Here is a 15313-nt window from a genome sequence, read left to right on the forward strand (position 1 = left end):
CATGAGATCCGGGCGATCTCCTTTCGATCACGCCGGCGCCTGGTCTGCGTTCTCTCGCACCGTCCGACCGTGCCGACCACCGAGGCTCTGTGGGACTTCACCGACAACCCCCCGGGCAACATGCTGCCCCCGAGGAAGGAGGCCCGGGCGGGCGTGTCACTCCGGATCGTTCCGGATGTCCTGCCTGACGGTCCGGCCACTACGTTTCGACGGCGCCCGCCACACCGACCAGCCCCGGGAGCAGCGATGCCGACGACCGCCGCCACCGTCCGCCCGACCGCCGACGCCGACCGCCCGACCACCGCCACCGCCACCGCCACCGCCACCGCCACCGTCGACATGCTCGGGCGCCGGGAGGCTTCGGTGCTCTCCGCGGTCGGCTGCGGGCTGCGGGACGACGAGATCGCGGCCGCCCTCGCGCTCTCGGAGGAGGCCGTGGCCGAGCACCTCGCGCGGGTCCTGGTGAAGCTCGACCTGCGCGACCGGGCGGCGGCCATCGTCCACGCCTTCGACTGCGGCCTCGTCGCCCCCGGGGGCGGCCCTCGCGCGCAGCCGCCGGGCACGGCGCCACGGGCGGACGCCAATCGGGTGGGCTCCGGCCACGTGGGCTCCGACCGGGCGGCCGGACCAAGGCTGCGGATATCCGTGCTCGGGCCGCTGCGGGCCTGGCGGGACGGACGCCCCTTGGACCTGGGGCACCCGCGCCAGCAGGCCGTCCTGGCGGCGCTGGCGCTGCGCGCGGGGCAGATCCGCAGCCGGCAGGAGCTCCTCGACGACGTGTGGGGGACGGAGCCGCCGGTCGCGAATGTCGTGCCGGTGTACATCTACCGGTTGCGCAAGGCCCTGCGCCTCGAGGACGTCGCGGACGCGGTCATCGAGCACGCCTGGCGCGGGTACCGGCTGCCCCCCGGCGCGGTCGACGTGGACGCGACACGTATGGAGGAGCTGGTCGCCGAGAGCGCGGCGGCGGATCGGGCGGGTGAGGGGCCGGAGGTGGTACGCCTGTGCCACCGGGCACTGGACCTGTTCCGCGGGGAGCCGCTGGCGGGGCTGCCGGGGCCGCTCGCCGAACTGGAGCGGCTGCGGCTGGCCGAACGCCGGATCGCGATCGTGCAGCGGAAGGCGCAGTGGCAACTGCGGCTGGGCCAGGACGCGGAGGCGATCGCCGAGCTGCTCGCCCTGGCCGCCGCACACCCCCTGGACGAGCCGCTCGCCGCGATGCTCATGCGCGCGCTGTACCGCACCGGTCGGCAGGCCGACGCGTTGGCCGTCTTCGACCGCTCCCGCCGCCGCCTCGCCGATGACCTGGGGGTGCCTCCGAGCCGGCTGCTGCGGCGGACGTACCAGATGATCCTGCGCGGGGACGAAGCCGGCCTCGGCCTCGCCCCGCCCCCGTCGGCCGGGCGGACGCGGGCGCGGCGCGGCCGCCCGACGGAACGCCGATGACCCGTGCCCCCGTGCACCCCGCGCGGCACGGGGACACGTCACCACACCGCCTGCCGGCGGCCGGTCCGTCCCGGCCCCTGACAGGCGGCGGGGGCGCGCCCGCGCCCCCGGCCGACGGCCCCCGCGCGGACGGCCCTCCGCGCGGACGGTGCTCCGCCCCGGCGGCGCTTCGCGCGGAGGGTGCTCCCGCGGCTACGCCGGGTACCAGACGCCGTTGTACCACTGCTCGTTGGCGGTGTCGTTGTGGTGATCCATGTTGAAGTCGTGGGGGTAGTTCTTGACGTGGTTGTTCGGGTAGGTCCAGATGCCCGCCGACTCGTCGCAGACGTAGTCCCAGTGGCAGATCGTCTTGACCGGCACGTTGCCGAAGAACCGGTCGGCGCCGGCGAGCGGGGCGCCGACGATCCCGCCGAACGGCACGGACCCGCCGTTGGCGCCGGGAGGGCCCTGGCGCTTGGGGTCCGCGATGAGGATGGCGTTGACGTTTCCGAATGTCTGCCAGTTCTCGGTGACCCAGATGTGCACCACCGCCGCGCCCAGGGAGTAACCGCCCATCTTGACGTGCTGGTTCGGGCAGGCGGCGCGCTGGTCGCGGACCAGGCGGTTCAGCTCGTTGACACCGGCCCGGGCGCTCGCGCCGTTGGGGATCTGGGTGGGGTACCCGACGTGCTGCTGGATGTTGCCGTAGAAGCCGTCGTTGTTCCACGAGCTGCCCGTACCACCGACGACGATCGTGTAGGTGCCCTGGCACGGAGCCGCCGCGTACGCCGCGGACCCCTGCGTCACCGAGAGCCCGGCTGCCAGCAGAACACCGGCTGACGCCGCCGCCATCCCTTTGCGTCGCATGCGATTCTCCCCATGTGTGTGGTCGGCCCGCCCGGCCCGTGCGATGGACCCGCGCGGCCGGTCGGTGTGACCCGGTCCGTACAGCCGGCCGCCCGCCCGCATTCCGGTGCGGCGCGGCGGTCGGCCGAGGTCACCGGATGACCGTGACAGCGGTCGATGACATCCCGATGAAACCCGCGGTGCGGGGCAGGGCCACGGCGGCCGGGATGGCACTGGCAGACGCGCTCGTGTCTGTCAGTCCGTAACGTTCCGGGTGCCCCCGGCCCCCGCGCCGCTGCTACCTTCCACACCGCCCGACCGCACGGCCCGAACCGGCGACGGCGCCATCGGCCGGCCGCGCACGGCCAGACCGGTGCCCCCGTCCCGCACGCCCGTCCCACACACCCCGAGATCGCCAGGGGGAGGAGCGCCTGATGCTTCCCGGATCGCCCGGATTGTCCCGACGCGCAGTGATCGGTGCCGTCGCGGCGACGGCCGCCCTCCTGTCGGCGCTGCCGGCCGCGCCTTCGGCCACGGCCCGGACCGTCGCTCCGACCGCCTCCCCCACGCCCCGGGCCGCGGCCGGGCCCACCGCGGCGGACCCGGCCGCCGGGCTCGCCTCCCCACGCTCCCCCGGCGGCCACAACGGCGTCGGCCCCGAGGAGCACCCCGCGGAGTCGGGCCGCGTGGTCTCGGCGCGGTCCGCGGACGGCCGCCTGGAGGTGTTCGCCTCCGGCCCGGACGGCGTGCACCACGCGTGGCAGCGGGAGGTGAACGGCGACTGGTCGGCGTGGGAGCCGCTCGCCGGACCGGGCGACGCCCAGCTCGCCCTCGCACGGAACGCGGACGGCCGCCTGGAGTTGTTCGCCCTCAACGGGAACGTCTTCCGGCACCGCTGGCAGCTCTCCCCCTCGGGCGGCTGGTCGAACTGGTCGCCCTTCGGAGGCGGCGGCCGCGACACCGCGGCCGGAGTGAATGCCGACGGGCGCATCGAGGTGTACGCCTCCGGGCCGGCCGGGATCCTGCACCGGTACCAACTGGCCCCCAACGGCCGCTGGTCCGACTGGGAGTCCACCGGCGGAGGTCCGGCGGACAGCCGTGTCGAGATGGAGAAGTCACCGGACGGCCGCCTGGAGGTGTTCGCCCTCAACGGCTCCACGTTCCAGCACCGCTACCAGACGGCGCCCAACGGCGGCTGGTCCGGGTGGGACGCCTCCTTCGGAGGCGGCGGCCACGATCTGACCGCGGATCACAACGCCGATGGCCGCCTCGAGGTCTTCGCGTCCGGCCCGGAGGGAGTGTTCCACAAGTACCAGACCGGGCCCGCCGGTTGGTCGGGGTGGGAGCGGACCGGTGGTCCCGCCGACGCCCAGCTCACCAGTGACCGCACCCCCGACGGCCGGATCGAGGTCTTCGCCATGAACGGCGACACCACCGCCCGCACCGGGCAGACCTCCCCCAACGCCCCTTACGGCGGCTGGACCGCCTTCGGTCCCGGGGGCAGCGAAGTCGCCGCGGCCACCCACGCCGACGGCCGGATCGAGGTCTTCGGCGCGGGGGGTACCGGCATCCTCCGCACGCGGCAGACCGGGCCCGCCACGTGGTCGGACTGGACCTGGCTCAACGAGACCGCCGGGCCCATCCTCGGCTGACCCACCCCCACCGCCCGCCCGGCCACCCGCCACCGACCCCACCCGCCAGTGCCACATCCACCGCCCCCGCCACCGTTACGACCCACGTCGTCCGGCGGACGCACCGCCGCGTCGGCGGCGGAGTGCGGATCTCGCCACGTGAACGGGGGGAGCAGCGGTTCCACCGGGCCACCGCACCGTCCGAACCGCCGTTCCACCGCCCGCCACACGGTGACGTTCCCCACCTCGCGGGGGCGCGCGACGAGGCGCCCGCCCCCGTCGGGGGGCGGATTCAGCGCCCCGGCCGCCCGGGACCAGCGGACCGCCCCGCTCACCTCGGCTGCGGCCAACGGCACCGCACGGCCACGGCGGGGCGCGGGAGAGGGGCCGAATCGCCGGGCTCCCACCACCGAACGCGGTGGCCTCGGGCCCGGCGGGCGAGGGCCGACCGGGCCCTCCGGCGCCGAACGCTCCCACCGCGCGCGACCCCGGGACCGCACGCGCCGCCGGCGTCGGTGGTCCGGACCACCGACGGTCCCGGCCGAAGTGGCCGAAGTACGCCGGTGAACTCCCCCGACGGATGAGTATCGTTCGGCTCGTCCGACTGGTGCGACGCGGGGAACAGGGGGAACGGTGAGCGGCGTGGTCGTCCATCTGCCGCCGGGGAGCGGCGGTACCGACCTCGGCGAACCCCGCGACGGCGCGGTGACGTTACGCCTCGGCCCCGGCGAGGTCGCCCGCTTCGGGCGGGGCTCCACGGCGGTGCCCGTCGAGCTGCGCCTCTCCGACGCGGCGATCTCCCGGCTCGCCGGGGAGATCCGGGTGACGGACGACCACTGGCAGCTGACGAACCACAGCGCCGCCCACAGCTACCTCGTCGAGAACCCGGAGGGGGCGGGGGAGTACCTGAGGGTCCCGCCGCGACGGGTCGGGGTTCCCATCCCGTTCGAGTTCTCACGCGTGGTGCTGCCCACCCGAGGTGAGGTCCCGGTCTCCTTCCAGGTGTTCGCGCCCGACCACGTCTATCTGGACCCGGACGCCACGGGCGTCCCGTGGGGCAACCACACGGTCACCGCGTACTCCCTGGACGAGACAGCCACGTACTTCCTCGTCCTCGTCGCGCTCTGCGAACCGCGCCTGCGCGACCAGTCCCGGGTGGCGGTGCCCACCACCCCCCGGGTCGTCGAGCGGCTCAGGCGGCTCGCCCCGTGCCGCACGTTGACCGCGCGGGCGGTCAGTTCGCACATCGACTACCTGGCCGAGGAGAAGCTGCGCATCGGCGCCCCGGCCCCCGGCGACCACGGCAAGGGCGACCGGCGCAACGGCAAGCGGGAGGAGATCGTCGCACTGGCCCTGCGCTTCGGGCTCGTACGGGAGGAACACCTCGCCCTGCTGCCGCCCCTGACGGAGGCCGGCGGGCGGGAGCGGCAGGCCGAGCGGTGACCCCGCCGCACGGGCCGGGCCGCATCACGGAGGCGGGGGACGAGCGCACGGACCTGCTCCCGCCCGGCCACCGGGTGGGAGCCTGGGTGGTGACCGAGCTGATCGGCTCCGGAGGCTGGTCCACGGTCTACGCGGCACGGTCGGCCGACCGGCACCCGGACCGGGCCTCCGACCGGCCCGCGGGCCGCCCCACCGCCCGGCCCACGGACGTCGCGCTCAAGATCATGCCGACCGCCGGGCTCGCGCCGCGTCAGGCGCGCAGGATCGTGGAGTCCGCCCGCCGCGAGGTCGAACTCGGGCGCCGGGCGGGGCATCCGCGGCTGATCGGCTTCCTGGAGGCCTTCGTCCTCGCCGCACCGGACCGGCCCGCCCTGGACGGCGCGCTCGTCCTGGTCATGGAGAGGGCCGCGGGCAGTCTGCGGGAGCTCGTCCACACCGGGGTGCCCGAGGCCGACCGCAGCCGGCTGATCGCGGAGATCTGCGAGGGGCTCTCCCACCTCCACCGGTCAGGCTGGGTCCACGCCGATCTCAAGCCGGAGAACATCCTGCTGGGCGAGGACCACTCGGTGAGGCTGTCGGACTTCGGCCTCGCCACCGAGCTGACGGGGACGCACGGGTACGCCCCTCCCCTGGGCACCCTGGACTACCTCCCGCCCGAGCGCTGGCGGGCGCCTCTCGGGGAGTTCGGGGTGCAGGTCCGGCCGAGTGCCGACATCTGGGCCCTGGGCATCGTCATCCACGAGGTGTTCGCGTCGGGTGGCTCACCGTTTCACGGGGCCACGCCCGTGGCGCGGGGCGCCGCGGTCCAGGAGTACGGCGCGGGGCGCGCCCCGCTGCGCATGGACTCCGCCCTGCCGCCGTTCTGGCGCGAGCTGGCCGCCGACTGCCTCGCCCCGACCCACGCGGCGCGTGCCCCGCACACCGCCGAGAGGCTGCTCGCCCGCATCCGCGCCCACCAGGAGGCGCGCGGGGCGGGGGTGGCAGGGCTGCGGGGCCGGACCCGTGCCGCCGTCCTCGCCACCGCGCTCTGTGGGATCGCCGGCCCGGGCCTGGCCTCGGACGCGGTACGGGTGGTCCCGTCCGCACCGCCCGACCGCGCCGCGGCGACCGGCGCGATCCGGGTGTTCAACGCGGAGCGGGGCTGCCAGGACCGGGCCGACCGGGACCCGCAGTGCAGCCTGGGCCTGGCGATCGACCCCGTACAGCCGTACGTCGCGGACAACGTCGTACCGACCCGGGTGTGGCACGGGGACGTCCTCACCGCCGACTGCCAGCTGGCCGAGGGGCAGCCCATCATCGACGAGGAGGACCTGCGGTCCACCCGCTGGTTCCGTGTCCGCCTCCCGCCCGGCTCCGCTCCCCCCGCGGCGTGGCTCCCCGCCGTCCGTACGAAGGAGCGACCGGCTCTGCCGGAGTGCCCGCGCCCCACGTCCGCACGCTGACGCCGGGCGGCAGCGCGACCGGCCCCACCCGGCTTCCTGCGGCCCGGCCCACGTCGCCGCAGGAAGCCGCCCCGCCTTCCCGAGGTGCACGGTGCGCGGGTGCACGCGTCCCGACCTCACCGGGTGCTGCGGTCGAACGTCGCGGCCGCCAGGCGGTGGGCCTGGCGCACGAGGGCCCCGAAGACCAGGAACACCGGCAGCGCGACCGTCGCCCGCAGCCCTTCTCCGGTGCGGCGCTCGGCCGGCGCGAACAGCCAGACGACCACGGCGGCGGGCATCAGGAGCGACAGCGGCGTCCACAGCAGGCTCAGGAAGCCCCGACCGCACTGCGCCAGATCCGCGACGATCGGACCCGCCCCCGGAGCGAGCCGCCGGGACCCCGCCGCCGCCATCAGCGCGAGGGCGGCGCTCACCCCGGCGATCACGGCGGCCGCGAGGCTGAGCGGCCCTCCTCCGCAATCGCGGACCAGGCTCAGGACGGCGAAGGCCGCGCCAAGAGCGGCATAGGCGCGAGCGACCACGCGCCAGGCGTCACTGTCGCAGTCCCCCAGTGGGCCCCGTCCCTCAGCCGCGGCTCCGGCGCCGGCACGGCATGGCACGACGCTGCGACGCCCGTCCGACTGGGCCAGGCCGCCTTCCGGTCCGGCGTGCCACAAGAGGGGATCAGGTCCGTCCCGGGATCACCGGTCCTCGACGGCACCCCTCCGGCGCTCCGCCGACCGCGCGCGGGTACGTCGTACGAGCAGCCTCGTCAGCAGCGCCACCCAGGCCGCCAGAATCACCGCCGCCACCCCCCTCGACCAGGGGCCGTGGCCGGTACTGGCCGCTGTCCAACCGAAGGCCGCGATGTTCAGACACATGAAGCCCGGACTGCCGAAGAACACGTCTTTCGGATTGTGCGACACGGCTCCTGGTCCCCCTCCGCCCTCGCACCCGATCGAACAGGCCGGTCGCCGCCCGGCAGCCGGCGTCTCCGGCGCCGACGCCCTGTCGTCGGCAGCCCCCGGACATGGACGAAGGGCGGTTTCGGATTCCTCCGAAACCGCCCTTCGCCTGCGACTCTCGCGAGTCGGGACGACAGGATTTGAACCTGCGACCCCTTGACCCCCAGTCAAGTGCGCTACCAAGCTGCGCCACGTCCCGGTGCGCTCGATCCGACTCCCGCCGGGTGAGCGCGCAAGAGAACATTACCCCACTCCGCCGACGACTCGGACAGGGCCCGGCCGGGCGCCGAGGACGCGGCAGGCCACCCAGGGGGCCGCCGGCGGTGGACGGGTGTGGGACGGGCCCCCGGGGTGACAATGGGCGGATGGAGAGGGCTCGGAGGGACCGCGACGACGAGGGGCGCGCCCGCAGCGCCCGGCCCCGGGACGGTCTGGGGAGGCCGTTGCCGTACGGGGCGCCGGGGGTGGAGCGGCAGCCGGAGGGGGTGGTGCGCGCCCCGGAGGAAAGCCTGCGGGAGGCCCAGCGGCTGCTGGACGCGGGCATGCCGTTCCACGCACACGAGGTGCTGGAGGACGCGTGGAAGACGTGCGGCGACGAGGGACGCGGGCCGGAACGTGAGCTGTGGCGCGGTCTGGCGCAGCTTGCGGTGGGTCTGACGCACGCCGCGCGTGGCAACACCGTCGGCGGCGTGCGGCTGCTGCTGCGCGGCGCGGACCGCATCACCCCGTACGGGACCGGTGGGCGGGGGCCGCACGGTGTCGACACGGCCGGTCTGGCGCGGTGGGCCCGCGGGCTCGCGGAGCGGCTGACCGAGGGCGCCGGGACGGAGGGAGGAGCGGTCACCGTCGACCCGGTCACCGAGGCACCACGGTTGACGACGCACTGACTCGCCAGGCCCGGCGCCCTCCACCCGGCGCGCGGCGCGCGCCTTGCGGGCTGCCGCCCCGAGGACGGCGCCGCCCCGGCGGTCCGCGGCGGTCACCGCGACGTCGTCCCGCCCACGCGCCGCCGGACAGCCGCCACCCGTGACACGCCACCCGCGACCCGCCACCCCGGACCAGGTCGGCACGCGCGGCGGACCCGGCGCGGCGGGCGGGGCGGAGGGGGGGCCGCCCGGTGGCGAGCGGGCGGCGGGCGCGAGGGTGCGGTCAGTCCGCGCCGAGCAGGTCCCGCAGGACGGAGGCGTGGCTGCGTTCCGGCTCCCTGACCGCGGTGAGAAGGGTGAGGGGGCCCTGCCGTGCGAGCGCGCGGACGCGGTCCAGGGCCTCGGCGGGGTCCGGCTCGGCGAGCTCCGCCTCGTACCGCTGCCGGAACTCGCGGAACACCTCGTCGGGCGGGCCGTCGGCGGCGTGGAACCAGCGCCGCAGCTCCGTGGACGGGGTGAGGGACTTGGGCCACTCGTCGACGTGGGCGTCCGCTGTGGCCAGGCCGCGCGGCCAGAGCCGGTCGACCAGCACGCGTACGCCGTCATCGGGGTCCGGCGGCTCGTACACGCGGCGCAGGCGGACACGGGGAGCGGTGCGCGTCATGCGTCCAGCCTGTCGTGGTGGCCGGTCCGCGGCAACGCGCGGGCGTCTGCACGGACGAGACGGCCGTCTGCCCCCTCGCCCTGCCTGCCCCCGGTCGCCGTGCCGCCCTGCCCGCCCCGGTCGCCGTACCCCCGCCTGCACCCGATCGCCGTGTCTCCCGGTCCCCGGCCGCGCCCCTGTCACCGAGGGCGCGGCACGCCGGGCGGACGCCGCGGCGCACCACCGCCTCCGGCGCCACGCGGGGAGCGGGGCCGTGCGGTGGTGGTCGTGGCGCGCCGGGGGCGCCTGCGCCGGGCCGGTCCGGCGCAGGCGGTCACCCACGCGCCTGGGCCGGGGCGCGGCCCGCGCCCCCTTCCGTCCGGTCCCGGGGGCACCCACCGGCCGGGCCCCCGGGGGTACGGCCCCGCCACCCGGGGCCGTCACCCGCCGGGGCGGGCGCGGGTCGAGGACCGGGCCCCGACACGCCTCCCGCCCCGGCTTGGTCCCCGGTGCGGTGCGGTGGTGCGGCGCCGCCCCTGGCCGTCCGCACCACCGTCACACCGGGGCGCCTCATGGACCCCGCCCCGGGGCATCCTCAGGGGCCCCGGCTCCGGGCGTCGTCTCACGGCGCCCGCCGGTGGCCTCGCGGTCCCGTCCCGGCAGCTGACCGGCACCTGACCCGCCTCGGCCCGGCACCTGACCGGCCCCGCAGCGCCCCGCCCCTGACCGGCCCCGGCGCCGGCGCCCGCGCGGAGCCGCTGCTCGCCCCGCCCCACTCCCCCAGGCGTGACGTTTCTGCAGCAATCCGGCAGAGCCTCAGAGGCGCTGCCACAGGGCGGGCACGTTCGGCGGCTCCCAGCCCGCCTGGGCCTGGTGGGCCTGGAGGCAGCGGTACTTCGCGCCGCCGTACGTCACCTGGTCGCCGGCCGCGTAGACGGCGCCCTTGGCCCACGTGCCGCCCGGGTCCGGCTCTCCCGGGTCGGGCTCCTCCGGGTCCGGCTCGCCGGGCTCCGTGGAGGTGGTGAGCGTCAGCCCGTACGACTGCAGGATCGGGTTGACCGGCTGGTAGAAGGTGGTGCCGCCGGAGGTGCAGTTGCCCGAGCCGCCCGAGGTGACGCCCTGGGCCTGGCTGCCGGAGATGTAGGAGCCGCCCGAGTCGCCGGGCTCGGCGCAGACCGTGGTCCGGGTGACACCGCTGACGGTGCCCTCGGGGTAGGTGACGCTCGTGTTGTGCTGCTGGATCGTGCCGCAGTGCCAGCCGGTGGTGGAGCCCGACCGGCAGATCGACGCGCCGACGACGGCCTGTGTGGAGCCGGTGACCTGCACGTTCTGGCCGGCCTGGCCCTTGACGTAGGGGGTCGAGACCCAGTTCGTGTTGGTGGCCACCCAGGCCATGTCGCGGCTGGGGAAGGTCGACGCCTGGAAGGTGCCCTGCGCGACCTGGTTGAAGCCGGTGGTGGCGGTGCCCGCCCGGCCGCAGTGGCCGGCCGTCGCGAAGCCGTGCTGGGTCCCCTTGGTGATGGCGAAGCCGACGGAGCAGCGCCCGCCCCCCATGTGGAACGCGTCGCCGCCGCGGATGTCGTACAGGGGCCGCGGCCGCTCGGCGGACGCCTCCACCCGGATGAGGGACCGGTCGACGCCGGACGCCTTGATGACCGCCTCGGCGGCGTCCCGCTTGACGGCCCGCACGGTGACCAGGTTGGTGCGGGGGTCCACGTACCAGACCGGCATGTCGAGGGTGCTGTGGCCCGTCGCGGCCCGGTCGAGTGCGGTCTTCGCGGCGTCCAGCTCGGCCAGGGTGTGCCGGACCACCTGCGCCTGCGCCCCCGCCTCGCGGATCGCGGCGGCGTCGGCCCGGTCGGTGGTGGCGACGGTGAGGGTCGCGGACTCGGGGCCGCTGACCCACGCGCCCGCGTACCGGGTGCCGAGCGCGCCGCCGAGGCGGCCCGCGAGGGCACCGGCCTCGGCTTCGTTGACCAGGCGCCGCTGCGCCTGCGCCGCGGTCAGGCCCAGGTCGCGCTGCATCGCGGCGACCACGTCGGGGGACGGCTTGTCGGCGCCCATGCTCGCGGCCGCCGAGGGGGCGGTAGGCGGGGCGGGCTCGGCGGCCGCCACGCCCGGAAGGCCGGTGAGGACGAGCGCGCCGACGGCGGTGAGGGCGGCGGTACACGCGGCTCTGGCGTGTCTGTGGAGCATCAGGTGTTCTCCTCGGAATCGGTGGGGGTCCCGAAACCGTAGGTGTTGCCGAAAGCCCCTCAGAAGATGTCGGTTTTCCCTCTGTTCGGCGTTATGGAAGACGCCGAAGCCCGCCAGGCGGCGTAACTCCGGCTGCGCTCCGCCGCCGCCGCGTGGGCGGCGCGCGCCTGCGCGAGGACGGCGGGCGCCGCGCGCGCGGCGGGCGCGGCGGGGTGCCAACCGATGAGGTGCCGCCAGACGAGTGGCGTGCCGGTGAGCGGCCGGGTGACCAGCCCCGTGGTGTCGGGGAAGGTGGCCCGGCAGAGGCCCACGGCCCGGCCGACCTGCACCAGGTGGACGCAGGAGGCGGTCTCCGTCTCGTACACCCGGGTGGGGGTGAAGCCGGCGCGGGCGCAGGCGGCGTGGAAGCAGTCGGCGAAGCAGCCGTCGCCGGGTACGTCGGCCCAGGCGGCGCCGGCGAGGTCGGCGAGGTCGACCCGGTCGTGGGTGGCGAGCGGGTGCCCGGTCGGGAGCATCACGAAGACGGGGTCCGTGGCGATCTCCCGCCAGGCCAGGCGGTCGCTCTCGGGTGGGGCGCTGGTGCCGCAGGTGCCGATGAGGGCGTAGTCGAGGCGGCCGTCGGCGGCGCAGGCGGCGATCTCGCGCTCGGACCAGGAGGTGTGGGTGGTGACGGCGGCGCCCGGGTGCGCGGCGGCGAGCCGGTCGACCAGGGCACCGAGGAGGGGGCCGTGCGTACCGCCCAGGCGGAAGCGGGCCCCGCCGGGGCCCCCTGCGGCGGCGCGGGCGAACCGCACGGCGTCCCGCTGGAGGTCGCTGACGGCGGGCAGGACGACCCTGGCCCGCTCCAGGACGAGCTCGCCGAGGGGCGTGGCCCGTACGCCGTGCCGGCCCCGTTCGAACAGCGCCCCTCCCAGCGCGCGCTCGATCCGCTTCAGCTGGGCGCTCAGGGCGGGCTGGGCGAGCCCGAGGGCGGTGGCGGCCTTGGTGAGGCTGCCGGCGTCGGCGATCGCCCGGACCGTCCTCAGGTGCCGCAACTCCAGGTCCATGCGCCGAGCTTCCCGGCAGCGCCCGGACGGGGGCAAGACTCTGGTCCGGACCTTTCGCCCGGGGGCCCGGGAAGCGACCTGCGGGGGCGCGGGGAGAGCCCCGACCGACGCCCGGAGAGGGGCCCGACCGACACCTGGAGAGGGGCCTGATGAAGGTCCGGAGAGGACCCCCGCGACAGGTCCGGGGCAGCGCCGCGGAATCCGTGGCAGGGGGTCTGTCGAGAGGGGGTCGCTCACGAGATATCTTGATGTCGAGCAATGTTACAGACGTGGAGCGGAGCACCCGGTGACTGACTCGACCATCATCTACACCCACACTGACGAGGCCCCGGCCCTGGCGACGTACTCGTTCCTGCCCGTGGTCCAGGCGTACGCCTCGACGGCCGGCGTCAGCGTCGAGACCCGCGACATCTCGCTGGCGGGGCGCATCATCGCCTCCTTCCCGGAGCACCTCCAGGAGGGTCAGCGGATCGAGGACGCCCTGGCCGAGCTCGGTGAGCTCGCCAAGACGCCCGGCGCGAACATCATCAAGCTGCCGAACATCTCGGCGTCGATCCCCCAGCTGAAGGCCGCCGTCGCGGAGCTCCAGGAGCAGGGCTACGCGCTGCCCGACTACCCGGACGACCCGAAGACCGACGAGGAGCGCGAGATCCGCGCCCGCTACGACAAGATCAAGGGCAGCGCCGTCAACCCGGTGCTGCGCGAGGGCAACTCCGACCGCCGCGCCCCCGCCTCGGTGAAGAACTACGCCAAGGCGCACCCGCACCGCATGGGCGCCTGGACGGCCGACTCCAAGACGAACGTCGCGACGATGGGCGCCGACGACTTCCGCTCGACCGAGAAGTCCGCCGTGATCGCCGAGGACGGCACCCTCCGCATCGAGCTGGCCGGCCAGGACGGCACGACCACCGTGCTGCGCGAGTCCGTACCGGTCCTGGCTGGCGAGGTCGTCGACGCCTCCGTCATGCGCGCCGCGGCGCTCCGCGAGTTCCTCACGGCGCAGGTCGCCCGCGCCAAGGCGGAGGGCGTCCTGTTCTCCGTGCACCTGAAGGCCACGATGATGAAGGTCTCCGACCCGATCGTCTTCGGCCACGTGGTCCGCGCCTTCTTCCCGAAGACCTTCGAGGCGTACGGCGACGTCCTCGCCGGCGCCGGCCTGAGCCCGAACGACGGTCTCGGCAGCATCCTCAAGGGCCTCGACGCCCTCCCGCAGGGCGACGAGATCAAGGCGTCGTTCGACGCGGAGCTGGCCGAGGGCCCGGCCCTCGCCATGGTCGACTCGGACCGCGGCATCACCAACCTCCACGTCCCGAGCGACGTCATCGTCGACGCCTCCATGCCGGCCATGATCCGCACGTCCGGCCACATGTGGGGCCCGGACGGGCAGGAGGCCGACACCCTCGCCGTCCTCCCGGACAGCAGCTACTCCGGCGTCTACCAGGCCGTCATCGAGGACTGCCGCGCGAACGGCGCCTTCGACCCGTCGACGATGGGCTCCGTCCCGAACGTCGGACTCATGGCGCAGAAGGCCGAGGAGTACGGCAGCCACGACAAGACCTTCGAGATCGCCGCCGAGGGCACGGTCCGCGTGGTCGACGGCGCCGGGCAGGTCGTGCTGGAGCAGGCCGTGAGCCGCGGCGACATCTTCCGCATGTGCCAGACGAAGGACGCGCCGATCCGGGACTGGGTGAAGCTCGCCGTCACGCGCGCCCGCGCCACCGGCGACCCGGCCGTGTTCTGGCTGGACGAGACCCGCGCCCACGACGCGCAGCTCATCGAGAAGGTCCGCGCGTACCTGCCGGAGCACGACACCGAGGGCCTGCGGATCGAGATCATGGCGCCGGTCGAGGCCACCCGCTTCTCCCTGGAGCGCCTGCGCCGCGGCGAGAACACCATCTCGGTCACCGGCAACGTCCTGCGCGACTACCTGACCGACCTGTTCCCGATCCTGGAGCTCGGCACGAGCGCCAAGATGCTGTCGGTCGTCCCGCTGATGAACGGCGGCGGCCTCTTCGAGACGGGCGCCGGCGGCTCCGCCCCGAAGCACGTCCAGCAGCTCGTCAAGGAGAACTACCTGCGCTGGGACAGCCTCGGCGAGTTCCTCGCCCTGGCCGTCAGCTTCGAGCACCTCGCGCAGGTCACGGACAACGCCCGCGCCCAGGTCCTGGCCGACACGCTGGACCGCGCGACGGCGACGTTCCTCAACGAGGACAAGTCGCCGACCCGCCGCGTCGGCGGCATCGACAACCGCGGCAGCCACTTCTACCTGGCCCTGTACTGGGCGCAGGAGCTGGCGCGGCAGACCGACGACGCGCAGCTCGCGGAGGCGTTCGCGCCGCTGGCGAAGTCCCTCACCGAGCAGGAGGGCACCATCGTCGAGGAGCTGATCGCGGCGCAGGGCCGGCCGGCCGACATCGGCGGCTACTTCCGGCCCGACCCGGAGAAGGCCGCGACGGTCATGCGCCCGTCGCAGACCTTCAACCAGGCGCTGGCCACCCTGGCCTGACCCCGCCCAGCCCCGCCCGGAGGCCGTGCCGCACCCCGCGGCACGGCCTCCGCCGCACCCGCGCCCCGCGGACCGCCACCGCCCGGCCCCGTCACGTCACGTCACGTCACGTCACGTCACATCCCGCCACGGACCACGGCCGCCCCCGGCGCCCCTACCCGCCCCCGCCGCCCCTCCCGTCCGCAAGAGCCGCCGAGGCGCCGGCCCGGCGCCCCCGGGCCCCGGCGGGACACCCCGCGCCGGAGACCGGGTGTCGGCCCTTCGACCGGCACCCGGCTGCGACCGTCACCCTGCGGGGGCGCGGGTCGACGCATCACGCACCCTC

General features: G+C 75.5%; 11 protein-coding genes and 1 tRNA gene. 6 read left to right on the forward strand and 6 right to left on the reverse strand.

The window, feature by feature from the left end; all coding sequences use genetic code 11:
- Nucleotides 1–246: 246 nt before the first annotated feature.
- Nucleotides 247–1446 carry a BTAD domain-containing putative transcriptional regulator gene (locus tag ACF053_RS03335; RefSeq protein ID WP_391952234.1) on the forward strand — a complete coding sequence of 400 codons (1200 nt, stop codon included), beginning with the start codon at nt 247–249 and terminating at the stop codon, nt 1444–1446.
- 192 nt (nt 1447–1638) lie between these two features.
- Here ACF053_RS03335 and ACF053_RS03340 read toward each other — a convergent pair whose 3' ends face one another.
- Entirely contained in the window at nt 1639–2292 is a 654-nt protein-coding gene (locus ACF053_RS03340; protein WP_391952235.1) for a cutinase family protein, read from the reverse strand.
- A gap of 434 nt (nt 2293–2726) precedes the next feature.
- On the opposite strand from ACF053_RS03340, the gene ACF053_RS03345 reads away from it, so the two are divergent.
- The 3 genes from ACF053_RS03345 (at nt 2727) to ACF053_RS03355 (ending at nt 6787) form a co-directional block, all read left to right on the forward strand.
- Complete coding sequence (locus ACF053_RS03345; protein WP_391952236.1) at nt 2727–3923, forward strand: hypothetical protein; 1197 nt, start codon at nt 2727–2729, stop codon at nt 3921–3923.
- A 612-nt stretch (nt 3924–4535) separates the two neighbouring features.
- On the forward strand, nt 4536–5345 hold the full coding sequence (locus tag ACF053_RS03350; RefSeq protein WP_391952237.1) for a serine/threonine protein kinase: 810 nt from the start codon (nt 4536–4538) through the stop codon (nt 5343–5345).
- Nucleotides 5342–6787, forward strand: a complete 1446-nt coding sequence (locus ACF053_RS03355) for a serine/threonine-protein kinase (protein WP_391952238.1) — start codon at nt 5342–5344, stop codon at nt 6785–6787. The genes ACF053_RS03350 and ACF053_RS03355 overlap by 4 nt, the downstream gene beginning before the upstream one ends.
- Nucleotides 6788–6903: 116 nt before the next feature.
- On the opposite strand, the gene ACF053_RS03360 is transcribed toward ACF053_RS03355, so the two are convergent.
- Nucleotides 6904–7308 carry a hypothetical protein gene (locus ACF053_RS03360; RefSeq protein WP_391952239.1) on the reverse strand — a complete coding sequence of 135 codons (405 nt, stop codon included), beginning with the start codon at nt 7306–7308 and terminating at the stop codon, nt 6904–6906.
- Between the two features lie 548 nt (nt 7309–7856).
- Nucleotides 7857–7930: transfer RNA gene (locus tag ACF053_RS03365), tRNA-Pro, on the reverse strand.
- 166 nt (nt 7931–8096) lie between these two features.
- Here ACF053_RS03365 and ACF053_RS03370 point away from each other — a divergent pair.
- Entirely contained in the window at nt 8097–8618 is a 522-nt protein-coding gene (locus ACF053_RS03370; RefSeq protein WP_391952240.1) for a DUF309 domain-containing protein, read from the forward strand.
- A gap of 262 nt (nt 8619–8880) precedes the next feature.
- On the opposite strand, the gene ACF053_RS03375 is transcribed toward ACF053_RS03370, so the two are convergent.
- From ACF053_RS03375 to ACF053_RS03385, 3 genes are all read right to left on the reverse strand, one after another.
- Complete coding sequence (locus ACF053_RS03375) at nt 8881–9261, reverse strand: DUF488 domain-containing protein (RefSeq protein ID WP_391952241.1); 381 nt, start codon at nt 9259–9261, stop codon at nt 8881–8883.
- 795 nt (nt 9262–10056) lie between these two features.
- The gene (locus tag ACF053_RS03380) at nt 10057–11436 is read right to left on the reverse strand and encodes a carbohydrate-binding protein (protein ID WP_391952242.1); all 1380 of its coding nucleotides are present in this window, start codon (nt 11434–11436) and stop codon (nt 10057–10059) included.
- 59 nt (nt 11437–11495) lie between these two features.
- The gene (locus tag ACF053_RS03385) at nt 11496–12482 is read right to left on the reverse strand and encodes a LysR family transcriptional regulator (RefSeq protein WP_391952243.1); all 987 of its coding nucleotides are present in this window, start codon (nt 12480–12482) and stop codon (nt 11496–11498) included.
- Nucleotides 12483–12768: 286 nt separating this feature from the next.
- On the opposite strand from ACF053_RS03385, the gene ACF053_RS03390 reads away from it, so the two are divergent.
- A complete protein-coding gene (locus ACF053_RS03390) occupies nt 12769–14988 on the forward strand; it encodes an NADP-dependent isocitrate dehydrogenase (protein WP_391952244.1) in 2220 nt (739 codons plus the stop codon).
- Nucleotides 14989–15313: the final 325 nt, after the last annotated feature.

Origin of the sequence: Streptomyces kanasensis, assembly GCF_043077165.1 — a bacterium.
In the GTDB taxonomy this organism is placed as follows: domain Bacteria; phylum Actinomycetota; class Actinomycetes; order Streptomycetales; family Streptomycetaceae; genus Streptomyces; species Streptomyces changanensis.

Coding starts and splice junctions, on each gene's coding strand:
- ACF053_RS03335 (WP_391952234.1), top strand. CDS start 247: ATGCCGACGACCGCCGCCACCGTCCGCCCGACCGCCGACGCCGACCGC.
- ACF053_RS03340 (WP_391952235.1), bottom strand. CDS start 2,292: ATGCGACGCAAAGGGATGGCGGCGGCGTCAGCCGGTGTTCTGCTGGCA.
- ACF053_RS03370 (WP_391952240.1), top strand. CDS start 8,097: ATGGAGAGGGCTCGGAGGGACCGCGACGACGAGGGGCGCGCCCGCAGC.
- ACF053_RS03375 (WP_391952241.1), bottom strand. CDS start 9,261: ATGACGCGCACCGCTCCCCGTGTCCGCCTGCGCCGCGTGTACGAGCCG.
- ACF053_RS03380 (WP_391952242.1), bottom strand. CDS start 11,436: ATGCTCCACAGACACGCCAGAGCCGCGTGTACCGCCGCCCTCACCGCC.
- ACF053_RS03385 (WP_391952243.1), bottom strand. CDS start 12,482: ATGGACCTGGAGTTGCGGCACCTGAGGACGGTCCGGGCGATCGCCGAC.